Raw genomic sequence first — 26662 nt, forward strand, 5'->3', positions numbered from 1 at the left:
ACGGTTGGTCCTGGTTAACGGCAATCAGCTGCGGTTAACCAGGGTCATCCTTTTTCGTACAGTTCGGTAATCTGGGTCGCGAAGCGCTTTTCGATTTCTGAACGTTTCAGTTTCAGAGTGGGTGTCAGCAGGCCGTCTTCCACCTTCCAGGGTTCCTGTGACAGATATACCGCCCGAATTCGGGCGTATTTGGGGAAACCGCGCAAGGTTGCCTTGATCCTTTTCAAAGCGGCTGCTCGGGTAGCCGAATGGCTCAGAGATTGGACCTCGTCCGTTTTCAGCCCCAGGCTGGAGGCAAGATTCCGCCATTCCCTCTTGTTCACTACAGCCAGTGCGGTCAAATAAGGTCTTCCTTCGCCAACCACCATTACCTGGTCAAACAAGGGTTCTTGAACGATAGACATCTCCAGATCTCCCGAGGGCACTTTTTCACCACTGGAAGTGACCAGAATCTCTTTGATTCGTCCGCTGATAAATACATGATTGTCAGAAATACGGGCCTGATCACCGGTATGCAGCCACCCCTCTGCATCAATCGCAGCGCGGGTTTCTTCGGGTCTGTTCCAGTAGCCCAGCATGACGCCAGGACTTCGGGCCAACAGTTCACGCTGCTCGCCGATACGCAGCTCTACGCCAAGCAATGCGCTCCCCGTTGATCCGGGCATATTATCCTGCAAGCGATTGGCTGTCAGAATGGGTGAAGCTTCGGTCAGTCCGTACCCTTGCAGAAGCGGCAAACCCAGTCCTATAAAATACCTGGAAACATCCGCATGGAGCGGGCCACCTCCGCTTACGGCTAGCCGGAGCCTCCCCCCGAATGCGGCCAGCACCTTGGCGGCTACCAATTGACGCAGAATAGGCCACGCAACGCGCTGCCATAGTCTCTCCTTCCCCTGTGCTTGCACGACGGTGAAGCGTTTCCAGCCAAGTGCAACAGTCCAGTCGAGCAACAACCTGGCAACCCATCCTCTTTCCTGCACCTGCTGGTTCATTTTATTGCGAATACCTACATAAACCTGCGGCACGGCAACGAATATACCAGGCCGTACGGATTTCAAATCCTCTGGCAAATCTTTTAGTGAACGGGCATAGGCTACGCTGCTCCCCGCCATGAGAGGAACGTAATAGCTGGCAGTGCGCTCAAGCATATGCGAGAGCGGCAGAAGCGAGAGATAAACGTCTTCCGGATAGCCGGATATCGCTTGAAGGGTTGCCTCCGCATTCCAAAGCACATTGAAGTGTGAAAGCATGACACCCTTGGGCTTGCCGGTGGTTCCAGAAGTGTAAACAAGTGTAGCGAGCGCGTGAGAATCGGAGGGTTGAGAATTACCCTTGTCGCCAGAGTTGCCCCTCTCCTCCTCATCGCTGGCACCCTCATCTGCTGCCTTCAGCCATTCACCTACACCCTGTAGCACCCTGCCCTCGCCACCGTCTCCTGACGGATGTTCAACGCATAGTATCTTGCCTAATCCGGCATCCTTGCATCGGGAGGCCAGTGTTTCCCAACGCTTTTGAGTGCCCACCAGAAGTAACCGGCTGCCGGAATCCTCGAGAATGTAGGCAATGTTATCTGGCGCATCGGAGGGATAAAGAGGCACCACCACGAGCCCGACAGCGAGTGCCGCCTGATCAAAGCAGACCCATTCAATGGAATTGCGTAGCAGGATTGCGACACGATCACCCGCTTCGAGATTCTCCCGCATCAAAGCGCGCTTCCAGCGCCTCACCCGCGTACCCATTTCCTGCCAGTTGTATTCCCGCCATTCCCCGCTCTCGACATCAAATTGCCGGTACGCGATCGCTTGTGGGGTACGCTTGATTCGAATGGAAAAGAGTCCTGCCAGTGTCTGAGCCTCTCCGCATGAAATGATATCTGTCTTCCGCTTCTGCCCCATCTGCATGGCTCCATGTATCTTGAAATCAATCATCAATCCTAGCGTGAGACTTATGGTTTTGCTGCCTTCACCCTTCTTCTCAGTCACGGGTGGTCCCCTTTTCATCATAGATTAGACTATGCGCGGAAGACCATTTTGCCCAGAGTTGTAGTACTAGGCCAAATGATGGCGGGTCATATATCCCATACAAGCGATATTCGCATCTTTCGTTAAGCCAATCTCCTGATCTTGCCGAAGCGGCCCGGCTGAGCATCCGTCCGACCCCGAAGACAGGCCCTGTCGCTCAGGAAATGCTTGCCGCTCGTTCAGAGCTCCTTCGATCCTTCGAACAGATTCAGGATCAGGGCGGGAGATGAAGTGCCCAGGATGACAGCAACGAAGGGTTTAGAGAGAAGGAAAGAAGAGATCGAACGAGTGGAGAAATATACCCCCACTCCTCTTAGCCTCAAAAAAGCTGCAAGGAATGCTCGCTCTTCCATAGCCCTGGATCATTTTTGCTTGAGCAGTCTTGCGAGGGGACGGTATAACAGCCATCAGACCCAGGAGCAATCAATCGTATCCTTAGCAATATTGGTCAAGTTTCCAGTATTTTTTATGTCACCATACTCTTTCACCGGACGATGAAGCCAACGAGGGTCGGGCTCGTGAAGACAGGGAAAACAAAACCAAGGCTGATAATCAGGACTGCCGCCAATCAAGCGCTGGATTTTAGAGCCATGGATAATTTTCATGATTTTCTTTCCGTAAGAGATTATTTTTAGAGATTCGGGGCTCCGAATTTGATGAAAGCATGCCGAATCGGTATCTGACAGTGCCAGATTAAACCTTAACTCTAATAATGAAGATGGACGTTTAAACGTCCATCTTCATCTGGCGAGACCTTCGAGTTTATTCAAAGAACAGGGATATATTCCGCGATACCTTCAAGGTTCACAGCCTCGTACGTGAGCTGGGCTCCAGGGTGATCTACGACAAAGCCACGGCTGTGAATCAGGATGCCCATTGTCTTGAAGTTCTGCCGCAACTCTTCTCCCAGCTCAACCGGCGGCAGAATCAGGGCGAAATCCATAGAAGGTTCATCCGCAGCCCCGGACCTGAAATTTACTGAGACAAGCGTTCCCGCTACTGTTTGCTGCTGAGTAATTTGCGACCCGCGAAATACGAAATGGCCTTCCGGGCCGGTATATTCGAGGGAGGCCTCTTGTGGCTTTTCTTTCGCACCCAACGGACCCGATGCTTGAGGAAAAAAAACGACGCGTTTTACACTTTCCTGATCAACAAATGTAAAACGACTGGGATTTCTCTTCGGGTGCTGGGAATTGCTCAGTTTGGGATTTCTCTCCGGGCGTTCGGAATTGCCCAAGCCGGGATTTCTCTCCGAGTGTTCGGAATTGTCCAGCAGTGCCTTTTTTGAATCGCGTTTGACGTGTATCCGAACCCCCTTGGCACCGGGAGGCAAGGGGTCCCAGAGGTGAACGACACCGATAGGTGTAATTGCGTGTGTGGCGGGTTCTTGAGGTGGATCAGCGACAAAATCAAAATCATAAATGCCGTCGGGCGGCGGCTGAATGAAGGCAAAAGGTTCTAACCGCGGATTTTTCCAACCCTCGCCAGGTATATTCCCCGAGGCGGTGATTCGCAATTTTGGTGGATGATTTTCCAGAACAAATAGGTCAACATCAAGAACTTCCAGAACTTTTTCCATTTTCGACTTCCCCCGTCATTTGAAATGAGTGGAGCGCTCTGCGGTAGCAATGCCTTGCGGTTTTGCCATTGCCCTTCTTTATAGCCGAGGAAAGTAAAATAACAACCACATTCACATTGTCTGTATAACCTTCCCAGAACAATGCACACCGGAAGGGCGGAGACCATACTCGAAGGGGAAAAAATGTTCTGCTTGCAGTGCCTGCAGCTTCCTGATCTCGGGTCACAACAGCCGGTTCCGAAACAGCCATGCGGCGAAAGGCAGCATAACAGCCGCCATGATCAGGAGCGGAATCAGGTCATAGCCGACCATCGACAAGTCAGCCCCCTCCAGATACACGCGCTGCATCAGGTCAATAGCAAAACGGAGGGGATTAGCCAGAGTAATAGTCTGAATAAATTCCGGCATGTTGCGCACTGGCGTCGCCAAGCCTGAAAGCATTATGAGCGGCATCACCAGCATGAAAGTATAGAGCATGGCCTGCTGCATAGTGGTACAAACCGCTGAAATCGCCAGACCCAGCCCTACACTGGCAATGATGAACAATGCCAAACCGGTATAGAGTGTTACCAGCGAACCGGCAAGCGGCACCTCGAACCAGTAGAGCGACACCAGGAGAACGATAGTGGATTGCAGCAGACCTATTGTAACGATTGGAATCACCTTGCCCGCCATGATTTCCATGGGTGAAAACGGCGTCACCAGTAACTGATCGAACGTACCGTTCTCGCGCTCGCGGGCCACGGTGAGCGCAGCCAGCAACATTGTCTGTATCATGCTGAGCGAGGCGATCAAGCCCGGCATCAGATTCCAGCGGGTTTCCAGATTGGGGTTGTACCAGGCGCGTGCCTCAACCTTAAGGGGCTGTCTCGCGTTGCCACCTAACGTCGCATTATAGGATTCGATGATTGAAGCGACATACCCCGCGGCAGAGCTGGCACTGTTGGAGTTGCGTGCATCGAGAATCAATTGTACCGGGGCAGGCTCGCCCGCATTCACTTGCTGCTCGAAGCGCGGCCCGATCTGTATCACCATCAGGGCCTGCTGCGAATCGATCACTCCCGCGATATCCCGCTGTGTTTGCAAGGTTGCGACCCGCTTGAAAACACCGGTTCCATCCAGACGCGCTATCAATTCAACGGAGGTAGCACCGCGGCTCTGATCAAGCAAGGCATAGGGCACGTTGATGAGATCAAAAGTGGCAGCGTAGCCGAATAAAAAGCTTTCCACCAGCGACGGGACGACAAGAATGACCCGATTGGCCGGATCTTTCAGGATTGCCAGAAACTCCTTGCGACACAGGCTGATAATGCGGCGCGCGAGGTCAAGCATGAGGTCAATCCAGTTTCTTGCGGGTGACGAAGCGCGCAAGACCCAGCAACAGCACTGCATAGCTTGTGAGAATCGCATAATTCTCTATTATCACCGGCCATACATTGCCGGCGAGATACAGCGTCCGGATCAATTCCATGAAATAAGTGGCCGGTAGAATCTTTCCAACCAGCTGAATGACAACAGGCACGTTGCGCAAGTCAAAAAGAAAGCCGGAAAGCATGAGGGCGGGCATGAAGCTGGTAATAATTGCGATTTGACTGGCAGTGAACTGGTTTTTGGTAATGGACGAGATGACCAGGCCGAAACCCAGCGCCACCAATAGATAGAGCATCGAGCCGCCCAGCAGGATTAGCAGGGAGCCGCGCATGGGCACCTCGAACAGAAAATGCGCTGCGGCCAGGCATAACCCGAGACCCGCCATGCCAACCAGAAAATAGGGGACAATTTTCGCCAGCAGGATTTCCGTGGGGCGCACGGGCGAGACGAACAATGCTTCCAGCGTACCGCGTTCCCACTCGCGCGCCATCACCATCGCGGTGAGAAAGGCCCCGATGAGGGTCATGATCAGAACGATCAAGCCTGGCACCAGATACCATGTACTGGAGTTGGCGGAGTTGAACCACAAGCGTTCCACCAGCGTGATTCTACCCTCGGCCGGGACCGATGAAGCCGCTTTTCGGTCAGCCTGCCGCAACGTCCACTGGCCAACAATACTGTTGATGTAGCTTCGAATGATTGTTGCGCGAGTGGAATCTGTTCCATAGGCCAGAAACTGGACTTGTGCTTCGCCTTCTCCCAATCGTCGGGAAAAATCGCTTGGTATCCGGAAGATCCCCTCTATTTCTCGCGCCAGCATCAAACGCTCTGCCTCCTGCATGGATGGAACTCTTACAGGTGAAATATACGGAGAAAGTTCCAGGCCTGAGACAACGTCCACCGCAGTGGGGGAGGCATCTTCCAGTACGATTGCAACGGGCGCATTCCTGACATCGAGGGACAAGCCGTAACCGAAAATGAGGATCAATATAATGGGGAGACCAATTCCAACCGCGAGATTGCTTTTGTCTCGCAACAGTTGGCGTATTTCCTTTCGAATCAGGGAAATGAGACGTAGTTGAAAGCCGAGATAATTCCGTTGACCTGATTGGCTGTTTTTTCCCCTCATAAGCTCAACGCTCTTTCAGCCGATTTATCTCGTTCCCGCTCGCGGGCGACGATACGAATGAATGCCTCTTCCATTGTCAGCGTAGCATCCTTCCCCCCGGCTTGCCCGCGAATCTCGTATGGCGTTCCCATGGCCACTAACCTGCCATTGTCCTGGATTACGATACGATCGCAATATTCCGCCTCCTCCATGAAATGGGTCGTAATGATGATCGTGGTGCCCATTTCCGATAATGCAGTAATGCGACGCCAGAACTCTCGCCGCCTCAGTGGATCGATTCCGCTGGTGGGTTCGTCCAGGAACAGGATTTCAGGCTCGTGCAGCAGGCCAACCGCCATCGCAAGCCGCTGGCGGAAACCACCGGGTAATACACCGCTGGGAGATTGCTCTCTCCCTGCAAGATCAAATAGCCGGGTGACGGTCTGAATACGCTTGCGTAGCCGTTCGCCGGAAAGGCTGTAGGCGCCGCCGAAAAACTCCAGGTTTTCCTGCACAGTCAAATCCCCGTAAAGGGCGAATTTCTGCGCAACATAGCCTATCCTTCGGCGTGCGGGAGCACGCGCATGCCGCAGGTCGACCCCCGTCACCCGGAGAAAACCACTGGTTGCGGGGAGAAGGCCGCACAGCATGCGAAAGGTCGTGGTCTTGCCTGCTCCATTCGGCCCTAGCAACCCGAAGATCTCACCGCGCTGCACCGAGAAGGACACGTGATCGACAGCGATAAAATCCCCGAATTTTCGTACCAGATCACGTACCTCGATGATCTTTTCATCCGACTGGCGATTTTCTTCCGAGGTAGGTGCAGACGGTGCCGACCTCTCGAACGGGAGAGTATCTGGCGGAGTCATTTGGTACTGTTCACGCAGCAGTACCATAAACCCATCTTCAAGACGCGCCTCCACCGGGATGGCTTCAATACCGCTCAGCAACGCATCGATATCCTGCTGCCGTGCATGAGGGTGACGGATAAAACGTACTGCCCCGCTTTGAGGCACGGCATCTATGATGTTTCTGGAATCATCCAGCAGTTGTGCTTGTAGAACTCGCGAAGGCTGACCTTGGGTGGGGGTGGCGACAAAGCAAAGGCCGCGCGCATGCTGCCGTATTTCGTCAGGCGGGCCTTCAGCAAGCAGTTTGCCCTCCTCCAGCACATGAATCCTGGCGCAACGCTCGGCTTCATCGAGGTAGGCCGTGGTAATCACCACGGTCAGTTGCTCCTCATCGATCAATTGCCCGATGATCTCCCACAACTCTCGTCGCGACAACGGATCGACACCCACTGTTGGCTCATCGAGCAGCAGCAGTTCGGGAGAACGCACGAGAGTACAGGCCAAACCCAGCTTCTGTTTCATGCCTCCTGACAGTTTTCCCGCCGGGCGCTGTGTGAAGCGGATGAGATCGGTCATTTCCAGCAGTCGACGATAGCGTTGTCCGCGTACCTCCTGCGGCACCCCATGCAGATCTGCATAAAGATCGAGATTCTCCTGCACGCTCAAATCCTCATACAGGCCGAAGCGCTGCGGCATATAACTTATGCGGTCCTGCACTCTTTGCGGGTCCGTTACGACATTCACGTCCAATACCTGGAGGTGTCCGTCATCCGGCTTTATCAAACCTGCGAACATACGCAAGAGAGTAGTCTTGCCCGCCCCATCCGGACCAACCAGCGCAGTAAGCGAACCCGCAGGCACTTCCATGGAAACGCCTGCGACAGCCTGCGTTATCTGACTGGTTTTTTTGACCAGAAAGCGTTTGTAAATACCGGTTGCCGCCAGCGCAAGCTGCATTTGTTCCATCAATGCTTCACTCAATGCTTCACTTCGCTGGAATTTCCATTATTTCTGAGAGCGATATGCACGGTGGCGGGCATACCCAGACGCAGCCTGTCCTCCGCGTCTTCCACATACACCCGTATCTCATAGACAAGGCTGGTGCGCAGCTCCTCGGTTTGTACAGGCTTTGGGGTGAACTCGGCAGCCGACGAGATATAGCCAATACGACCATGAATGGACTCCTCCGGATGACTGTCGGTAACAACCTCTGCCCTCATGCCAAGCTTGATTCGGCCTAGATCGATCTCGGATACGTAGGCTCGGACCCATTTTGGATCGGTTATGGCCAGCGCATAAACCGGACGTTGTGGCGAAGCCATGTCTCCCGGTTCGAGAAGACGTGAGCGTATGACAGCATCAATAGGGGATTTCAATTCGGCCAAATCAAGCTGGTGCCGCAGCAAGGCCAGCTCAGCACGAAAAACGTTCAACTGCGCCTCCGCCTGCGCAATATCTTCCTTGCGCGGCCCGATCAATGCCAGTTGCAGTGCCTTTTTACGATTTTCGAGTTGCGCTACGGCCACCCGACGGCGAGACCTGGCATTGTCGAGATCCTGCTGGCTGACGGCCGCCCCCGAGTCACTTTCAATCTCCATCAAGCGGCCGAGAAACTGCCGGGCGAGATCGGCATCGGCCTGAGCGGAAGCAACTTCGGCTTTGGCCTGTGCTATTTCCTCGGGACGGGTACCGTTCTCAAGCCGTAACAGAGCTTGCTCCTGGGCGGCAACCTGGGCTTCGGCTTGCGCAATTTGCAACGTGAGAATGCGGGTATCCAGCTTTGCCAGAACTTGTCCGGCCCTGACCCGGTCTCCTTCCTCCACTCGCATTTCAGCGATCCGATCGTTTCCGTTGAAGGCGAGAGAAACCTGGCGGATATCCACATTGCCAAAGAGAGTCAGGAACTCGCCATTGCTTTTCTTATGGGTAAAAAACCAGCTTACCGTTCCCACCGAAATCAGAGCAAGTCCTATTGCTATTCCTATAAGGACGAGTTTTTTATTCACCGATGATGTCAGATGCGGTTGCGCTGCTTTATTTGAGACGGATGGCCGCATGGAACCGCCAGGCACTTTGCGAATCAGTACCACTAACGACAGCCTCGGTCGCATCTTCCAGTGCAACGATTGTGGAAGGAATTGACGCTGCGTTGCCTGAATAAACCGCGCCACTCTGAAAGACCGGTGGGGATGCCAGATCGAGCGCCTGCTTCAGGGCGTTGATATGCTTTACTGCTGCTTTTGCCTCCTTGACGCTCATTCGCAGTCGTTTCATCGCATGCTGGCCATCTACCAATACCAACCCCATCGCACTGGTGTAAAGACTGGAGACGGTATTCAGAAGTAAAATCCCCTGACTATCGGGCTCATCCCACTCTGCCTTGTTCAAGCTGCCCCGATGCTGGCGCCAGTCGCCAAGCGCAATTGCTGCATCCCGGAACTGGTTGCCCAATTCGAAAGCATCATCGGATGAAAGCTCGTCCATGCGTTTACTCTCTTTCTTCGTCAGCCTCTTTTAATGCGAAATATCGAGCAAACCCTGGACAGCACATAATATGCGTTTTTCGCCATCTTCCTCCAGTAGTCGATACTCATGAAAATAATTCTTCTTGCTGCCTTTGTCGTTCTGGAAATAGGCTTTGCCCCGCCCCTTCGCGCCGCCGAATCAGCAGGTTTTGCTCTCAATTATATTGGCCAGCAAATCGTACCCAACAAGACAAGATTCAAAGGGACAACGGTCGGGGGGTTGTCATCTCTGGACTATAGCGCAAGCACTGACCGTTACCTATCCATCAGCGACGATCGCAGCAGAACCAATCCAGCCCGGTTTTATGAATTGTCTCTGGATCTCGCCAAATTCCAGTGCTCGGCCAAGCCGGGTATGGCAGGCGTGACCTTTCAGGCTGTAACCACGATCCAGCAAGCCGGTGGAGGGGCATTCGAAAAAAACTCCGTGGATCCGGAAGGTCTCCGTTTTGACGGCAGCCGCAACAAGATTTATTGGAGTGAGGAAGGCCGCCGGGAGATATCGGGTTTTCGAAGCCCTGCGGTGCGGGAAATGAATGCTGATGGCAGACATTCCCGCGATTTCGTTGTTCCTATTTACTACTCTCCCAGTGGCTCCCGTCTTTGGACATTTACCGGCAGTAAGGGTGTTTACGACAATTTGGGATTTGAGAGTCTGACACTCTCCACCGACGGTACAACCCTGTATACCGCCACCGAAAACGGCCTGGTTCAGGATTCTCCCCCTGCCAATGCCTATAGAGGCTCACGCGCACGTATTCTTGCCTTCGACATTGCCACCGGGAAATCAGTCGCGGAATATGCTTACGATGTTGAACCTGTTACATCCGTACCATCCTTGCTCGGCGGTTTCACCATCATCGGCGTGAGCGACTTCCTCGCCATCGGCGACCGCCAATTCATCACTATAGAGCGCGCGTTATCCCCCGGCACGATCACGCCTGGCCGTATTAACACCGGATATACCGTCCGGCTTTATTACGCAGATGCAAGGGACGCCACCAACATTTCCGGAATGGAATCAATCGCGGACAAGAACATCTCTCCGGTAAGAAAAATTCTCCTGCTTGATATGTCAGACCTGAAAAATGCGGATGGCTCGGCTCTGGCTATTGGTAACATAGAAGGCATCACCTTTGGTCCCGAATTCAGGGGCAAACGCACTATCTTGCTGGTGGCTGACAACAATTTCTCCAGAATGCAATTCACCCAATTTGTCGCATTGGAAATTGCCTCTGAATCGGAGCTAGTGGAGCGGTTACAATAAAATGATGAAAAGCGTACCGCTCATTGGATTTTTTCTTGAGCTTTGGTATCGATTACCCCTGGTATATCCTTCGTCGGCCGAGCAAACCGGCCTTTAAGGTCATCAACCCCAGACTGGGGTTTGGCAAGTTGCTTTAAATCTGCACGCTGCCTGCGCTTTTCCTCACTGTCTATTTTCATATTCTTGTCCCGCTTTTCGACCAATCCAGGTACTGCTTCTCCTTCATGATTAAAAGACCAGCCGAGCATCGGCTGACCGAGGGGTAGCGCGTCGCCCAGCTTACCTTCGTAGCCCGTGTTCCAGACATGCCAGGTCTTGCCATAGCTGTTCATCTTCCCTTTCATCAACTCTTTTTCCGCAATGTCGGGAATGTTGGGGGCTACAAGCTGCCCCGAAAGAATTTCGCCGTTATGCGGATGCCAGTACTTTTTTTCCTCTTCGGGCAGCGTGTTGAAAAGCTTTGCCGAGATAATGAATTCGATGCCATTCAGGTTTGCATCCTCCGTGTTCCCATCGAACAGCGTACACTGCGCAAAATCCTCGTTTACCTGGTGACAATAGTGATGAGCCTCCATCTGATCTTCCGGAGAATCCTTCATTGGATGGAAACCAACCAGATAAATGCCAAACGGTTTCAAGGGAGAACCGCTCTGCAACAGCTTGGCGCCTGCTTCCAGAATTTTCGTTTTGGGCGTTTTTGCCTCACCCCCGGGGTTGGCATGAGGTCCAGAGGACTCCTGTGCGAACGCCTCTTTTGCAGAGCCAAGCATTCCGCTGCTTGTCAGTAAAGCAAAACACGAAATAATTAAAAAATTTCCGCTCAATCTCTTCATACCGTCCCTTTCGAATATATTTATTCAGGAATATTGCATGCTTCCTCACACTCGTCCGTACGGTGGCACACAGGAATGAACCATAGCAATATGCTGAACGCTAATGAACTTCTTCAAGGGTTCCCAAGGAAATAGCGTAGAAATAGCAGTTATTCGCTTCCCATCATAATGCTTGCTGAATAGAGCGATTCAGCTGGTTTCATAGCTCGATCCGCGAATTCTTGCCCTACTTTCATGAATGAGCTGTTCTCAGTGCATTCCTTCATGTTCCAGCCTTGCATGCAGCCTGTATTTCCATAAACACTCCATGCCACCGCTGCCTGGGCCGCCTCTTCCCCCGTCTATCCTAGAACACATAACTTGCATTCAACCCCACTATCACGTTTCGCCCCGCCGAGGGTTCATAAAAACGCTCGTTGCCTTCATTCACAATTACGGCACCGACATATTTTGCGTTGCTTACATTGTCTATCCGGATGAATTCGCTGAGCTTCAAACGACCTAGCTGATGCGAATACGCGAGCCGGATATTGGCTATGGCATACTGTTTTGCAGCTTCCGTATTGATATCGTTAGCGTAAACCCTATCACGATAGATTGCCTCGATCACTGCCGAAAACCCTGGTAGGCCGCGTCGCCACGCCAGTTCCCCATAGGCGGTATTACGCGGTATACCGGGAACCAGGTTGCCCTCCGCTACAATTACGAAAGGAGTGCCGGCTCGTGGCTGGTAGGTATAGGAATCGCGAAACCTGGCATCAAGAAAGGTATAAGAAAAATACGCAGAAAGATCCGCCCCGAAGCGATGGACGGCGGCAAGTTCTATGCCCCGTCTCCTGGTATCGGTCGCGTTCTGAAAAGTAGCTCTCCCCCCGATATTGGTCGCCGGCAGAATCTCATCGGTAACCACACTCTCAAAAAGCGCGAGATTGAGGCGGGTATTATCCGTAGCCAGCCACTTGAATCCCACTTCGATATTGCGGCTCTCGCTGGGGCGAAGAGAGAAATTGAGACCCGAGGCACCATCCGGCCGGTAGGCAAGTTCTGTAAAGGTGGGTGTTTCGAAACCCCATCCGCCGCTGGCGTACAGATTGAGCGTCGATGTCGCCTTGTATAGCAAGCCCAGCACGGGATTCACATTGCGAAAAGTCAAACTGCCGCTATCATCGGCATTGCCGGGGCGGACAAAAAAATCCTCGGACTTGAATTTCACATTGGTGTAACGCACGGCGGCCGAAAGCGCCCAGGACTGCGTAAAATGCCACTCGGCCTGCCCGTATTGACTAAGGCTACTGACCGTATTATTTTCATTACGGCGCAAACCTCCACGCACGCCAAGGATTGCGCCGGAGAAATTCTCGAACCCCTTGCGCCGCTCCTTGAAAATTTCGTACTCGATACCTGCGGTCAGCGTGAATGGACGTTCCCCCATGCTCCGATAAGTCCATCGCAAGCCTGCTCCCCCAAATTGCCGGTCAAGATCGACTACGCCCCCTGAACTGGTCGCAGGAATCTGCGCGCCGCGTGGCACAGCAAGAAACTGCTCCAGCTGGCGGGTTCCTGCATAACCGATCAGCTTGATCTTGTTCGAAGCAGAGAATCTGTGTTCATACACCGCACCGCCTTGGGTATTGTCGATGCTCTTGCGGGTGTTGAAGGTATGGGCGCTAATATCCGCCTGTCGGGGATTCTCGATAACCTGAGCTTGCGTGAGTCCAAGAGGATCCTGCGTGTTGCCCTGGTGCAGTTCATTGACTACCAAAGTGAGGTTGGCATCATGGTCAAACCTGTACGTAGCCTTTGCACTGGCCTGGTAACGCGTTGCCGCGCTATGATCGCGATAGCCGCTTGTCTGAAAGCGGGAAATATCGACTACGTAGTTGAATGGCCCGGATATAACATCCGTTCCCCCTAATGTCCCCCCCAGCTTGATCTCGCCGCGAGAGGTGCCATAGCTGCCGCCTAGGAGAGTTCCGGATAAGGTGGTTTCGTTTGGGCCATCCTCCGTAAATGCCTGTATTACCCCGCCTGAGGCATTGCCGTAAATGGCGGAAAATGGCCCGCGCAATACCTCGATGCGTTTGGTTGAACCGAGGTTGATATTCGCCGCCTGGCCTTGGCCATCCGGCATGGTGGCGGGAATGTCATCGACGAATATGCGTATGCCACGAATGCCGAAAGTGGAGCGCGCGCCAAAGCCGCGGCTGGATATTTGCAGATCCTGTGCGTAATTCTGGCGATTCTGAATGACGAGACCTGGAACGCGGGAAAGCGCCTCAGAAAGATTTACCCGGGGCTGAACCTCCTGAATAACCTTTGTCTCCACTACATCGATAGACATCGGCAAGGAGAAGCTGGATTGTTCAGTGCGGGTGCCGGTAATGACGACTGGATTGAGAACCGGTAAAGACCTCCCTGATGATTCGAGCGGCGATGCCTCAGCCGCCGTATTAGTCCCAGTTTTGGACTGTACGGGAGGAGAATCCGATGCAGGCACGAGGTTCGGCAAGCCAATCCCGATCGCGACGAGCGCAAGGTTCAGGATTTTCAACAATTTTTGCTTTCCGCCGGAACATCGGGCAATTGAAGAAGTAGCGAGAGGCTAACCGAGCTTCTCCTGTTGATCAACAAATCCAAATCAAACGGGAGCCATTTTTATTTTTAATAGCCCGGCTGACCTCCCATGCCGCCGCCAGGAGGGGGAACCAGAGAGGGAAAAGAAGAACCTGACGATGAAGGCGAGGAAGCCTGCTCCACCTTCTGCTTTCCAGCCGCTGCTTCTTTATTAACTTTTTCTACCGCCTCATTTATACGGGCTTGCTCGGCAGTGGCCGACTTGTTGATGGCGGCGTTATCGGCATTGGCCTCCTTGATCATACAGTCATGGTAAGTTTGTATCTGTTTCTGCCACTCATTGATTTTTCCCACACTCCGGTTGAAGGCATCGACACTGCTTGAATCCACCACTGGCGTCTCTGGCATTGAGCCGCAACCGCTGGCAGACCAGCCCCCTTTTTCGAAGGTTCCCGCGTTTGCGGCAAACGCGGTAATGAGTACAACTGATACTGGAATATAAATGATTCGACTCATATACGCCTCCCATGATTGATAGAATATGATCATACCGGCTCAGCCATAACTCCTTCTTTCGCCCGCACGGCCGCAAAGGGTGCGGCAAGTCAGAGAAATATATAAAGCGAGCGGCTTATATTCCTGCTGATATCGCTGCGGTCAGCTGCCATTGAAGAACATACGCCAGCATCTTATAGGCTAATATGTAGTAGTCGCGATCCCATCAGACAGTTTCCCGATTTGACTGGTGCAGTTGTCAGATCAGATTCAACTGTTCAGTAATGTGATTTTATCGTTCCACACCTCCTTTCCGTCAATTAATGTTTGCATGGGTGTTCGCCCGCAGCACATCTTGCCCTGATGAGTGCGGTCGTGATTGTAGTAGTGCAGCCAGTCATCCAGGTCAATTTGCAACTCCTCGATTGATCGGTATATCTTGCGCCGGAACGCGACCTGGTAGAACTCTTGCAGGATCGTCTTGTGAAAGCGCTCACAGATGCCGTTGGTCTGCGGATGATTGGCTTTGGTGCGAGTATGTTCAATATCATTGAGCGCCAGATAGAGCTGATAATCGTGAGTCTCTGGCTTGCCGCAATATTCAGTGCCTCGGTCGGTCAGAATTCGGATCAGGCCCATGTCCTGTTCTGCAAAGAAGGGTAGTACCCGATCGTTGAGCAAATCCGCGCCTGTAATCGGCGTTTTGGTCGTATAGAGCTTGGCTGTGGCCCACTTGGAGTAGGTGTCGACGAAGGTCTGCTGATAAATACGACCCACGCCCTTGATCGTGCCCACATAGAAGGTATCCTGACTGCCAAGGTAGCCTGAATGGGCGGTTTCCACCTCCCCATGGGCGACATCGTCGTCCTGCTTCTTCTCCAGGGCACTAACCTGCGCTTCGGTCAGCACTTCTCCAGTCTGCGCGATATGACATTCCAGTGCCGCCAACCGCTTCTTGAATGATTCCAGGTCCCTGCGCAGCCAGACAGAGCGAACGCCTGAAGGAGAAATGAAGATGCCGCGTTTGCGTAACTCGTTGGAAACGCGCACTTGCCCGAATGCAGGCTGCTCAAGGGCAAATGCAGCTACCGCCATCTCGACTGCTTCTTCAACTCTATTCTTGGGATTGGGCTTCCTTCGATTGGCATCAATCAGGGCATCGATACCACCATTTTCCATCGCTGACTGATACCGATAGAAGGTATCCCGGGAAAAGCCCATCACCTTGCAGGCACGCGATACATTGCCAAGCTCGGCTGCCAGATTAAGCAGCCCTACCTTGTGCTTAATAACATTTTGTTGAACACTACTCATGGGGTTACTCCTTTGCGCTTTCAGCGCTCAATTTGATAAAGATTCGCACCTCTATCAAACCGGGTAACCCCGCTTTTCGCAAGGCCCTACTGTCAGATTAAATCTGAACTACTACAGCTAATATAACCGGTTTGCAAACGGCAAGAACAGCCATATCATCATCCGCCTATCCCCTCAGTTTTATGCAATCCGCTGCAAACGCCTGGCGCGATGTGCTGGCAAAGTCCGTGCTATTCTTTTTTGGGATAGCGCTCTGGTACAAGGGGTTGAGCTTTTATGCCTATTACCTTTTGCCCCTCGCCTGGACGATAGATGGAGGACTGGCCCGCGCTGGAGAAACGGTCAGAGAGCCTCTGGCAATCGGCATGCTTCTGTTATGCTTCGTCCTCGCCCTTGGCATACTCTGGAGCGATCATCCTGATCTTGGATTCAAGGTCGGGCGAAGATATTTTGCCTTTCTCGTTTTTATCCCCTATCTAGGCCTCTTGAATAAGGAACGTCTACCTTGGGCAATCAGTGGAGCGCTCCTGGGTTATTTTGGCGCACTGCTTATCGGTTTATATCACTGGCTGGTAATGGGCGTACAAGGTATTCCGACTTTGGGGATGCCTTACACCAGTTTCTCTTCGACACTAGGAATTGGAGTAATACTGTCTCTCTATATTATAAAAACAAGCAGAAATAATGGAATCCGACTGTTTTTGTGGTTTCTCTCTGCCTTTCTATTGTTCATTCAGTTTAATCAAGACGCCAGGGGCGCACTTTTAGCAACGCTTTTCTCATCGTTGCTTCTGCTGTTTTTGCTGTATAAAACAAAAACCAAAACCCTTCTGATCGTGATGACACTGGTGATCACAGTAATCACGTTGTTCGCATCCAATAGTACGAGTTTTCAAGAAAGATTAATGCGAGCGAAGAATGATATTCAGTTATCCTGGACAGGAAAATATACAACCAGCTTGGGTTATCGCCTGGCCATGTGGGATGTCGGTCTCCATGGAATAGCCGAGCATCCCTTTGTCGGTCACGGCACGGGAACGGCAGCAAGGTATTTCGAGAAAACCGTTGAGACGTATAAAGGGGGTATTTACCGGGATTTAACAGAATTTCACGACACTTATCATTATCACAATGACTGGATTGAGATCGGAATGCAGTTAGGACTGCTCGGGATGGCGACTTATGCTTTCTTTTTGTGGAGTTGGTATCAAACGCTAAAGAGACATCAACTGATAGTTCTTGCGGCGGCTTTACTCTGTTTTATTTTTCTGTCCGGCTTAACAGACACTCTGGTTTTTTTTCGACAAACTTTTTACTTGCTTCTTGTAATCACCGCTATTGGTATTACCTCTCACAAAGCATCGGAGCGGCTGGACTCTACAAAATATATTACTTCTTGAGTGATACTGGCAGTTATTGGAGTGGATGATTCAACATTAAACTGGGATAAGAAGGAAATGACAAGATCGCCGCTACTGTCTGTCGCATTAGCCAGCTTTAACGGAGAACGCTATATTGCTGAGCAGTTGGAAAGTATAGCTCAGCAGTATAGACTGCCTGATGAACTCGTCATTTCAGATGATGCCTCCACTGATAGCACTACTGATATCGTATTGAGATTTGCGCGGCATGCTCCATTCCCCGTGCAACTCCTCGAGCACTCTGAGCGTCTTGGTTCCACACGTAACTTTCAAACGGCTATATGCGCTTGTAATGGTGACATAATCTTTTTATGTGATCAGGACGATGTTTGGTATCCAAAAAAGATCGAACTTATTGAAGCAGGTTTTATCGATAACCATAACGCAGGTGCCGTTTTCACCGATGCAGATGTAGTTGGCGAAAACTTAAACCCATCTGAAATACGTCTTTGGGAAGCTTTTAAATTCAATTCAAAAGAACAAGCACAAATTAATGGTTGCGATGCACTGGAAGTTTTGTTCAAGCATCCGGTAGTAACAGGTGCGACAATGGCGTTTCGTTCCATTTATCGAGATCTTATTCTACCTTTACCCGATATGTGGCATGACGCTTGGATTGCTCTACTTATTGGAGCAACTTCATCCCTAGTGGCATTGCCCACACCATTGATTGCCTATCGGCAGCATAACTCTAACCAACTTGGGATTCCTCGTAGAGGTAGGAATCGCGGCAAGACTTGCGCAGAAATATATGGACCACAAGTTCTCCATTATGAATTGACTCGAGCGCGTCTCCTCGCGCACGAGAAGCACTTTCCAGTTTCTAAGCAGAAACTAGAAAAAATGGAGGAATTGCTTATTTTTTTGCGGAATCGCGCTGCTTTACCTCAAAGTCCTTGGCAGAGATTACCGATAGCTCTAAATGAACTTGCTGCCTTCCGTTATCATCGATATGCATTCGGAACTATCAGTTTTTGGAAAGACTTGCTACGCTAACCATTGCACACCTCTACAAATCAAGAATCAATAGGTGTTGCACTGACCGGTTGAATGCGCCGGTACAGTTTATTGGGGTGGGTTTTCCCCCGATTTCACGGACACATCTAAAAAGGCTGATAATGAGTCAGGAGGTGTGTCATGGCAACGCGAAGGAAATATGCAGCGGAGTTCAAGCAGGAAGCGGTACAACTAGTTCGGTCTGGCAATGTGCCGGCAAGCCGGATCGCGCGTGATCTGGGGATTGATCCCAATATGCTGAGCCGGTGGTGCCGGGAAATGGGCTCGGTCGGTAATAAAGCCTTTCAGGGTCAGGGCAGGCCCCGTGATGAGGAGATGGCTGCGCTCAAACGTGAGCTGATCCAAGTTAGGAAGGAGCGTGATTTTTTAAAAGAAGCGGCGGCGTTATTCGCGAAAGCGTCGAAATGAGATATCGCATGATCGAACGCTGCCGCGATGCCTTCCCCATTCGCCTGATGTGTCGTTGTCTGCATGTATCAACCAGCGGCTACTATGATTGGCGAGATCGCCCCTTGAGTCAGAGAGCGCATGATGACCGGCGTTTGCTGGAGCGCATCAGGAAGATTCATGATGGCAGCGATGGGGTGATGGGCAGTCCTCGAGTCTGGAAGGAGTTGCGTTATGAAGGCGAGGCGTGTGGGTTGAACCGCATAGCACGGCTGATGCGCCAGCAGAGGTTGTATGGCATCCCGCAGCGTAAACGCTGGCACAAGAAGGTCTGTGGCCTTCGACCGGAGAATGTGCACAATCACTTGCAGCGGGACTTTACAGCAAGTGAGCCCAACAGCCGGTGGGTGACGGACATAACCTATGTGCGCACTCAGGAAAGCTGGCTTTATCTGTGCGTGGTCGTGGACCTGTACTCGGGCATCGTGGTCGGCTGGTCAATGAGCCACTGCCAGGATCCGCAACTGGTGCTGCAGGCCGTACTCATGGCGCTTTGGCAGCGTGAGGCAAAAACTCCCGTCATCCTGCACTCAGATCGCGGCTGTCAGTTTACCAGTGACGAGTATCAACGCTTCCTGCAAGGACACAATCTGATTTGCAGCATGAGCGCTGTCGGTAGTTGTGCCGACAACGCGCTAGCAGAGAGCTTCTTTGGCTTGCTCAAGCGGGAGCGAGTATATCGTCGCCAGTATCGAACCCGGGCTGAGGCGCGCACAGATATCTTCGACTATATCGAGCGATTCCATAATCCGCGAAAACGGCGACAGCTGGAAATGCGTCAGAAGCAGGATTTAGCTTAACCAAACCGTCCGGAGAAATGGGGTAAAACCCGGTAGGGTCAGCTAGTCCAGGTTTCCACTTTAGAACGGTACTGATTCCAGAGTAGGGTGATCCTGCCCTGACGAAGCCACAGCAATATCAAAACTGTGCTAAACGTCTAGGGATTTTGAGTGTTTAAGGCATATCCTCAGCCATAACACTTAGGGGGATCCAGAATGCTCTGATAAGATTGTCTTCTTGACTGTATATATTTGATAGATCAGGTTTGGCGAATCGTGCAGCATCTCGAAGTTATCCGAGATATATTTATGAATTAGGGGATGTGTATTGCAGAAACGTAACTCCTCCCGCCCATCAAGAGGGAAATCGAATATCAGGATAAAACCTGGATTTGTCACCTTGATTCGTTCAATTTCTAGCTGTTGAAAGCTTTCACTTCGCGAGAACAAGGCGTATATCTCCCACATAGGAGACTTTCTTTCGAACAGGGGATAAGCTCCCGGCCAGAAAGGAGTTGTGATAAAACTTTGACCATCGGCTGCATACTTAGCAACTAATTTCTTTAATAGACTGATCTCACTCGCTGTGCGAGCATCAACAGTCACTTTGGTGTCTGAAATTACGATGCTCACACATTGTTTGCTAGGCCGACATTGCCAGGCGGGATGAAAATGCACCATCACTAATAAACTTGACCCACATAACAAAAGTGCCAACGGCCATTTGATCCTCGCTGGTTTTGTGGACAACAGCACTAGGCAACCGACTAATAGAGGAAAAATGCTTTTAGCAAGATGACTTACATCAGCTCGGGAATAAGCATAATGCGCATAGGGCAATGCCAAGAATGCAGTTGCAACCAAGGCCGATGGAACAGCCCGCTTGTGAAATTTCTGGCGAGTAACCCATATGATAGCAAGTACGCCAAAAACGACTATAGCGATGAAAAACAAGCCAACCAGCACTCCACGAATCGTCTTACCAATAGATACGGAGTCAAATTCCAAACGCCAAGGCCAAGGAACGGGTAGAGTAAGATTAGTTGCTTTAATTTCAAGGAAAAAGAGCAAGCTTTCCCAGAAGGCAGGAGCAAAGCCTGGTACCAGCAATATCATGAGAAGTATTGGAATATAACCAATTGCTACTCCTACTGCCCATAGCATAGCCACCTTGATAAATTCAAGCTTATCCGCTTGCCTGATGGTCAGCCATATCATAACCCCAAAACTACCTAAGACACCGTATACCCCATGGTTACGGCCAAAAACAGCTACAAAACCTACACATAAACCGGTGAAAAAGTAACGTCTCCTTGTAGGGTTCTGCACAAGAAAGGCCAATACTCCAATCAGCAGAATAGATAAAGAGACATCAAATAATTTGTGGCGTGGATACATCCAGACCACCAATGTGATGGCTGAAAGAAGTAAATAAGGAAAATTTAGCGTTCTTGTATTTCGAGCAATTAACAGTAGAGCGACGAATAATCCCATCACTTGAAAAACCGCCAAGCTACCCCTTAAGGCCACTATGCCATTGTCTCCCCACAGCCACATGAGTGTAGCGGACCAGTAGTAACGGCCGGGGTCGTAAGCCATGAAATCGCGGATAGGCACCTCACCTAGCATCACACGTTGAACCCCATACCAAAGAAAACCTTCATCCCATAGTGAGAATCCTTTATGCCCCTGCCATAGAAAAAGTGCGAGCACAACAAGACTGGAGAAAACCAGTATTTGAAAAACTGGAAGCTTATTTTCTTGGGGTTGATGCATTTGGTATTATTGTAACGATAATGTTCAGACGAGAGTATGCAGATTGTAATTCCAACCTATAGACTTTATCTGTAGTAGTTCAGATTTAATCTGACAGTAGGGCCTTGCGAAAAGCGGGGTTACCCGGTTTGATAGAGGTGCGAATCTTTATCAAATTGAGCGCTGAAAGCGCAAAGGAGTAACCCCATGAGTAGTGTTCAACAAAATGTTATTAAGCACAAGGTAGGGCTGCTTAATCTGGCAGCCGAGCTTGGCAATGTATCGCGTGCCTGCAAGGTGATGGGCTTTTCCCGGGATACCTTCTATCGGTATCAGTCAGCGATGGAAAATGGTGGTATCGATGCCCTGATTGATGCCAATCGAAGGAAGCCCAATCCCAAGAATAGAGTTGAAGAAGCAGTCGAGATGGCGGTAGCTGCATTTGCCCTTGAGCAGCCTGCATTCGGGCAAGTGCGCGTTTCCAACGAGTTACGCAAACGCGGCATCTTCATTTCTCCTTCAGGCGTTCGCTCTGTCTGGCTGCGCAGGGACCTGGAATCATTCAAGAAGCGGTTGGCGGCACTGGAATGTCATATCGCGCAGACTGGAGAAGTGCTGACCGAAGCGCAGGTTAGTGCCCTGGAGAAGAAGCAGGACGACGATGTCGCCCATGGGGAGGTGGAAACCGCCCATTCAGGCTACCTTGGCAGTCAGGATACCTTCTATGTGGGCACGATCAAGGGCGTGGGTCGTATTTATCAGCAGACCTTCGTCGACACCTACTCCAAGTGGGCCACAGCCAAGCTCTATACGACCAAAACGCCGATTACAGGCGCGGATTTGCTCAACGATCGGGTACTACCCTTCTTTGCAGAACAGGACATGGGCCTGATCCGAATTCTGACCGACCGAGGCACTGAATATTGCGGCAAGCCAGAGACTCACGATTATCAGCTCTATCTGGCGCTCAATGATATTGAACATACTCGCACCAAAGCCAATCATCCGCAGACCAACGGCATCTGTGAGCGCTTTCACAAGACGATCCTGCAAGAGTTCTACCAGGTCGCGTTCCGGCGCAAGATATACCGATCAATCGAGGAGTTGCAAATTGACCTGGATGACTGGCTGCACTACTACAATCACGACCGCACTCATCAGGGCAAGATGTGCTGCGGGCGAACACCCATGCAAACATTAATTGACGGAAAGGAGGTGTGGAACGATAAAATCACATTACTGAACAGTTGAATCTGATCTGACAACTGCACCAGTCAAATCGGGAAACTGTCTGATGGGATCGCGACTACTACAATTTATCGGAATCGTTATTGAGTTACTGGAGGAAGTATTGACGAAGGAAAAAACCTTCTTGCAAATTCCCTCAGATCGATTTCTGTCTCGCCGCCGTCCATGAATCGGAATCTCCACACATTCTGTTGCTCGTCTGAATCCAGTTGCAAAGGATCATCTGCCAGCGCCAATCCGCCTTTTTCAAGGATTTCTCTGGCTTTCCTCGCGTTCCCTGCTAGCAGGGAGTTCAGAGCATCGGGAATTCCCCTTTTCTTCGCTGCATAGGCTTTGTTCATCCAAGGGGCCATTTCTTCCAGAAGGCCATATTTCTTGTAAATGTTCGCCATGCGCGTCAGTTCATTCGCATCATCAAGCAGGTTGCCAGCCAACATGCGCTTGGCGATCATTTCATCCGAGGAAATTTGTGTTGCGGGTTTGCTCAGGCTGGAAAGGCCTCCAGTATCGGCTTCTGCGACAGCAGGTGTTTTCATCAACCCGGTGCTCAGGCCGGGCGTCGGGTAACCGGGGATAGATGGCTTCTGCTTATCCTGCTGCCATGGAATCGCTATCTCATCGTTGGCGGCACGGAGCCGCTCGCGTTTTTCCCTGTTGAAGTCTGCCTTGTCGATCCTCGCCCGATGCAACTCCGCCTCGCGCTCATCCGCCTTTTTCAACCGGTTGGCATCCCGCTGCCGGAGCTTCATATCCTGCCCCGTGCGTATACCCTGTGCAAGGCCGCCAGCAAACGCGCCCAGACTTTCAAGCATGGTCCCCCTCCCTGTTGTGTTTATTCACTGTCGCCTTGCGCTTCATCAACCCTGAGGCGACATTGAGCCGGTGAATGAAATCCTCCCCTACAAGTTCCACCGCTTTTCTGTTGAGTACCGCTTCGCCATTGGATAACCGGATAGGCTGCACGCCTTCAATTGAAGCCGGGATGGAATCGCTGGTGCCGGTACCGGGACCTCGTACTATGCCACTGTTCCCATAGCCATCGCGCTTCAATGTGGATAAACCATAGGCATTGTAGTTCCTGATGACCCCGCCCGTCCGCAGGCCTGGGGTTCTCATCAGGTAAGCTCCGCCCAGGGTGCCGACCAGATTGCCTAACCCGCTGAGTCCTCCCGCTTTATTCTGCTGCTGTTGCTGCCATGCATTCAGTTGGCCCTGATATTGGTTCAGCATCAGGTTGCCGGAGGAGCTATTCGCACCAAGGGCGCCGTCATACCAGTGTTGCGCCGCATTCATGCCGGCGGTATGCAGCCCTGCTTTCGTTGCCAGGTTGTCAGTGGCGGCGTTACCTGCATTGAGCGCTGCCGCATCGGCAGCTATTCCCATGGTGGGCATATTACGCCCAAATTGGGCCACGCCCTGCCGCATGGCCATGCCCTGCAATTCTGTCTCGCGTCGGGCCTTATTCATTGCTCCCGCCGTGTCTTTGGCAAGCCCAAGGCTGATCTCGTGGGTCAGGCCTTGAAACTTGCCTGAATTAGGATTTACTCCCATGCGTCCCATCGTCCGTTGGCTCGAATCCAGGGCGCTCTCATAACTTTTTGCGATATCCGCTCCTGCCTCGGCCGCCATCTGCTCTTTACGCTCAAGCGAATCGAACTCGTTGGCTTCCCTCACCATGCGCTCTTCTATCGGCGCAAACAGGTTGCGGTATGCCTGCCATTGCGATTCGGCCCTCGCCGCATTGGCTTCGCCTGAGGCAATCTGCTGATCTACAATCTTCTGGATCAGGGGGTCTTGTACCCTGGCTCTGTCCTTCTCCCATTCGAGCTGTTGCTTTGCCACATCCAGTTGCTGCTGGGCGATATCGGCCTGTTGTTTTGCCGCCTGCCCGATGAGCGGATCCGGTCTTGGTGGCTTCGAACTACACATTTTCAATCTCCAGTATTTTGGTCAATCCATTTTCTACGTGCCTGTAGCCGAGCAATCTGAAAAACCGTGCGGCCTTATTAACTGTCTTTACGGTAATGTTGATTTCCCGGACGCCTAGCAATTTCATGGCATTCTCGACATACCTTACAAAACGCTTGGCAGTAGTGCCGCGTCGCGCCTCGGGCAAAAGATACAGCGTGTCTTCCGTGGCAATAAGTGTCTGCGTGTGAGCGCTCTTATCCAGATACATGGCGCAATTGCCCAGCAACTTTCCTTCGCTTCTTACGGTAAAAAGAAGGTAGCGGCCCGCCTGCTCATACCGGATAAAAGTCTCGTAATCCGGCTGGAACGGTAGCCGATGTCTGTGTCCTTCGGTTTCATTCCAGTGGGTGCGATGCAAATGCTTTATTTCTTCTGTAATGTCCTCAATACGCTCTACAGCGAATACTATGCGGCCGTTATATCGAGGCTTGATTTGGGCAATATCTCTCGATTGCGCAAGCGTTTCCATGCGGTAGGCGGCAACGCAGATATCCGCGGCCAGCTCAGATGTCAAGGTCAAGCCCATATTTCCCTTGAGCAGCGAAATCAGTTCAATATTCATCATCCATCCATACGTGAAATAAGCTGTTCGAGAGAATCGCGAACAGAATTTATGTACGCATACAATGCCTCGCATTCAGCCTGGGTGGGGGGAGCGGAGAATGTAAGCGCACGAAAGGCGGGAAGCGCTATTCGGTTTCCGCGTCGTCCGGTCAGTATCTCAAGCATGGTTTTGAGCCATGGAGGTGTTCCGACCGGAATGCCAGGCTTCTTGATATAGGTTGCTTCAGCAGGTTGGCTGAAAAGCGCGGATTCAATCACAACCCCGTCACTTATCGCTTCTGCGCTTGCTTTATTGATTTGGATGCAAAAAGTGGCGGAAAGAATGTGTATCTGGGTAATTACGCCCGTTCCGCCAGCATTGGCTTGCATGGAGGGCGTCCCGACAAGCGTGCCACTGCCGATGGATATGGGGAGGGCATCGCCTGCGTTAGATTGCGCCAAGCCTGCTTCAATCAGGATATGAGTTTGCGTGATTGCGCCGCCTGGCAATATCTTCCCCTGGGCCAATGCGCCCATGCTGAGCATGTGCGCCTGACTTACTTTCCCCGTGCTCAAGGTTCTGGCCGGCGCAACCAGGGCGCCCGCCAGGGCAATACCTCTGGTAACGCCGGCAGCGCTACCCAGGTTGGATTGAGCGAGGGAAGCGCCCGCAAGAATTTGATCCTGCTCGATCTTGCCCGTACTGGCGCCACCTGCCTGTGTTAATCCCGCAACAGCGAGCGTGTGATGTTGAGCAATTTCTCCGGTGCTGCCCCTATTTGCCTGTATTGCAGCTACACCGCTTAATCCGGGTCCTGTATCAGCAGGCCACAGCTTTCTTGCAGATGCCTTGAATAGCTGCCATGGATTTTCATGAAAAGCCCGTGACTCAGCCGCTCCCCAGACTGAATCGGCAAAGCCGGCTATCAGTATCGTGCCGTCAAATTCCCATAGATTCCCACCGACGTACCGTCCAAGGTTGAAATTCTTGTTCCCCGCTCCCCAGGCTACCGGGGAACTTGTCCAGGTCAACCCGGCCTCTTTCCCATCGAGAAAAACTTTGCACGTCGCTGCCGTACCCCCCGATACGAAAACGATACTCCGGCTTTTTGTGTTGAACCATGAAGAAAGGGTGCCGGAACTGGCGCCATTGGAACCGATAGCTACTCTTAAGTCTGGATAAACCTGGTATGCGAAAGCATTGGGAGAAGAAGCCCCGAAGGGGCAGTGACCATAAGTATCGGGCCCACCCACAGTGGGGCACCACATAAAGAAGGTGCCGACATTGCCGGTCAGTTCCGGATAGCCGGTATAGGCGTAATAGTCATCGGCCCCATCAAACGAAAACACCTTGCCATTTTGTGCTGGAACAATTGACGCATTGCCGCCCGCTGCCCAGCTTCGCCCGGTAACCAGATCGACCGGCCCCGCGGCAGGATTCCATAATATCCGCATTCCTCTGGCAAGGCCGGCATAGTCAATAAGTGCAGCGCGCTGCGGCTGGCTTGCAAATCTGTTTCGTAGGGTGATGAGGGACATGCCG

Annotated in this window: 21 protein-coding genes and 1 pseudogene; 5 read left to right on the forward strand and 17 right to left on the reverse strand. The window is 51.8% G+C overall.

What is annotated here, in order from left to right; translation table 11 throughout:
* Positions 1 to 44: 44 nt before the first annotated feature.
* From NMUL_RS07460 to NMUL_RS07490, 8 genes are all read right to left on the reverse strand, one after another.
* The gene (locus tag NMUL_RS07460) at positions 45 to 1982 is read right to left on the reverse strand and encodes an AMP-dependent synthetase/ligase (RefSeq protein WP_011380756.1); all 1938 of its coding nucleotides are present in this window, start codon (positions 1980 to 1982) and stop codon (positions 45 to 47) included.
* 446 nt (positions 1983 to 2428) lie between these two features.
* A complete protein-coding gene (locus NMUL_RS15675) occupies positions 2429 to 2626 on the reverse strand; it encodes a hypothetical protein (RefSeq protein ID WP_146063197.1) in 198 nt (65 codons plus the stop codon).
* Positions 2627 to 2787: 161 nt separating this feature from the next.
* Positions 2788 to 3600: a hypothetical protein gene (locus NMUL_RS07465; protein ID WP_011380757.1), complete on the reverse strand. Its 813-nt coding sequence runs from the start codon at positions 3598 to 3600 to the stop codon at positions 2788 to 2790.
* A 222-nt stretch (positions 3601 to 3822) separates the two neighbouring features.
* On the reverse strand, positions 3823 to 4932 hold the full coding sequence (locus NMUL_RS07470) for an ABC transporter permease (protein WP_011380758.1): 1110 nt from the start codon (positions 4930 to 4932) through the stop codon (positions 3823 to 3825).
* A 4-nt stretch (positions 4933 to 4936) separates the two neighbouring features.
* Positions 4937 to 6100, reverse strand: a complete 1164-nt coding sequence (locus NMUL_RS07475) for an ABC transporter permease (RefSeq protein WP_011380759.1) — start codon at positions 6098 to 6100, stop codon at positions 4937 to 4939.
* Positions 6097 to 7896, reverse strand: a complete 1800-nt coding sequence (locus NMUL_RS07480; RefSeq protein ID WP_011380760.1) for an ATP-binding cassette domain-containing protein — start codon at positions 7894 to 7896, stop codon at positions 6097 to 6099. Before NMUL_RS07480 ends, NMUL_RS07475 begins: the two co-directional genes overlap by 4 nt.
* An 11-nt stretch (positions 7897 to 7907) precedes the next feature.
* Positions 7908 to 8936 (reverse strand): HlyD family secretion protein, encoded by a 1029-nt coding sequence (locus NMUL_RS07485; protein ID WP_041353022.1) that lies wholly within the window; start codon positions 8934 to 8936, stop codon positions 7908 to 7910.
* A gap of 28 nt (positions 8937 to 8964) precedes the next feature.
* Positions 8965 to 9414 (reverse strand): hypothetical protein, encoded by a 450-nt coding sequence (locus NMUL_RS07490; RefSeq protein ID WP_011380762.1) that lies wholly within the window; start codon positions 9412 to 9414, stop codon positions 8965 to 8967.
* 108 nt (positions 9415 to 9522) lie between these two features.
* Here NMUL_RS07490 and NMUL_RS07495 point away from each other — a divergent pair, with 108 nt between their 5' ends.
* Complete coding sequence (locus NMUL_RS07495) at positions 9523 to 10722, forward strand: esterase-like activity of phytase family protein (RefSeq protein ID WP_011380763.1); 1200 nt, start codon at positions 9523 to 9525, stop codon at positions 10720 to 10722.
* A gap of 20 nt (positions 10723 to 10742) precedes the next feature.
* Here the strand turns inward: NMUL_RS07495 and NMUL_RS07500 are convergent, their stop codons facing one another.
* From NMUL_RS07500 to NMUL_RS07515, 4 genes are all read right to left on the reverse strand, one after another.
* On the reverse strand, positions 10743 to 11492 hold the full coding sequence (locus NMUL_RS07500) for an OBAP family protein (RefSeq protein WP_104009677.1): 750 nt from the start codon (positions 11490 to 11492) through the stop codon (positions 10743 to 10745).
* Between the two features lie 409 nt (positions 11493 to 11901).
* On the reverse strand, positions 11902 to 14109 hold the full coding sequence (locus tag NMUL_RS07505; RefSeq protein WP_238529775.1) for a TonB-dependent receptor family protein: 2208 nt from the start codon (positions 14107 to 14109) through the stop codon (positions 11902 to 11904).
* A gap of 107 nt (positions 14110 to 14216) precedes the next feature.
* Complete coding sequence (locus tag NMUL_RS14925) at positions 14217 to 14645, reverse strand: hypothetical protein (RefSeq protein ID WP_104009679.1); 429 nt, start codon at positions 14643 to 14645, stop codon at positions 14217 to 14219.
* Positions 14646 to 14894: 249 nt separating this feature from the next.
* A complete protein-coding gene (locus NMUL_RS07515) occupies positions 14895 to 15938 on the reverse strand; it encodes an IS481 family transposase (RefSeq protein WP_011380592.1) in 1044 nt (347 codons plus the stop codon).
* A 182-nt stretch (positions 15939 to 16120) separates the two neighbouring features.
* On the opposite strand from NMUL_RS07515, the gene NMUL_RS07520 reads away from it, so the two are divergent.
* The 3 genes and pseudogenes from NMUL_RS07520 (at position 16121) to NMUL_RS07535 (ending at position 19649) form a co-directional block, all read left to right on the forward strand.
* Complete coding sequence (locus NMUL_RS07520) at positions 16121 to 17338, forward strand: O-antigen ligase family protein (protein WP_011380767.1); 1218 nt, start codon at positions 16121 to 16123, stop codon at positions 17336 to 17338.
* A gap of 21 nt (positions 17339 to 17359) precedes the next feature.
* Complete coding sequence (locus NMUL_RS07525; protein WP_238529776.1) at positions 17360 to 18355, forward strand: glycosyltransferase family 2 protein; 996 nt, start codon at positions 17360 to 17362, stop codon at positions 18353 to 18355.
* Positions 18356 to 18496: 141 nt separating this feature from the next.
* Positions 18497 to 19649: pseudogene (locus tag NMUL_RS07535) on the forward strand (IS3-like element ISNmu1 family transposase).
* Positions 19650 to 19803: 154 nt separating this feature from the next.
* Here NMUL_RS07535 and NMUL_RS07540 read toward each other — a convergent pair.
* Entirely contained in the window at positions 19804 to 21378 is a 1575-nt protein-coding gene (locus NMUL_RS07540; protein WP_011380770.1) for a hypothetical protein, read from the reverse strand.
* Between the two features lie 186 nt (positions 21379 to 21564).
* Here NMUL_RS07540 and NMUL_RS07545 point away from each other — a divergent pair, with 186 nt between their 5' ends.
* On the forward strand, positions 21565 to 22608 hold the full coding sequence (locus NMUL_RS07545; protein WP_011380592.1) for an IS481 family transposase: 1044 nt from the start codon (positions 21565 to 21567) through the stop codon (positions 22606 to 22608).
* Between the two features lie 77 nt (positions 22609 to 22685).
* Here NMUL_RS07545 and NMUL_RS07550 read toward each other — a convergent pair whose 3' ends face one another.
* Genes NMUL_RS07550 through NMUL_RS07565 form a run of 4 tightly spaced genes read right to left on the reverse strand, consistent with a single transcriptional unit; the run spans position 22686 to position 26658 of the window.
* Positions 22686 to 23417: a hypothetical protein gene (locus NMUL_RS07550; RefSeq protein WP_011380771.1), complete on the reverse strand. Its 732-nt coding sequence runs from the start codon at positions 23415 to 23417 to the stop codon at positions 22686 to 22688.
* On the reverse strand, positions 23410 to 24534 hold the full coding sequence (locus NMUL_RS14930; RefSeq protein ID WP_011380772.1) for a hypothetical protein: 1125 nt from the start codon (positions 24532 to 24534) through the stop codon (positions 23410 to 23412). The genes NMUL_RS07550 and NMUL_RS14930 overlap by 8 nt, the downstream gene beginning before the upstream one ends.
* Entirely contained in the window at positions 24527 to 25141 is a 615-nt protein-coding gene (locus tag NMUL_RS07560; RefSeq protein WP_011380773.1) for a GNAT family N-acetyltransferase, read from the reverse strand. The genes NMUL_RS14930 and NMUL_RS07560 overlap by 8 nt, the downstream gene beginning before the upstream one ends.
* Positions 25138 to 26658 (reverse strand): hypothetical protein, encoded by a 1521-nt coding sequence (locus tag NMUL_RS07565; protein ID WP_011380774.1) that lies wholly within the window; start codon positions 26656 to 26658, stop codon positions 25138 to 25140. The genes NMUL_RS07560 and NMUL_RS07565 overlap by 4 nt, the downstream gene beginning before the upstream one ends.
* Positions 26659 to 26662: the final 4 nt, after the last annotated feature.

Origin of the sequence: Nitrosospira multiformis ATCC 25196, from assembly GCF_000196355.1 — a bacterium.
GTDB lineage: Bacteria > Pseudomonadota > Gammaproteobacteria > Burkholderiales > Nitrosomonadaceae > Nitrosospira > Nitrosospira multiformis.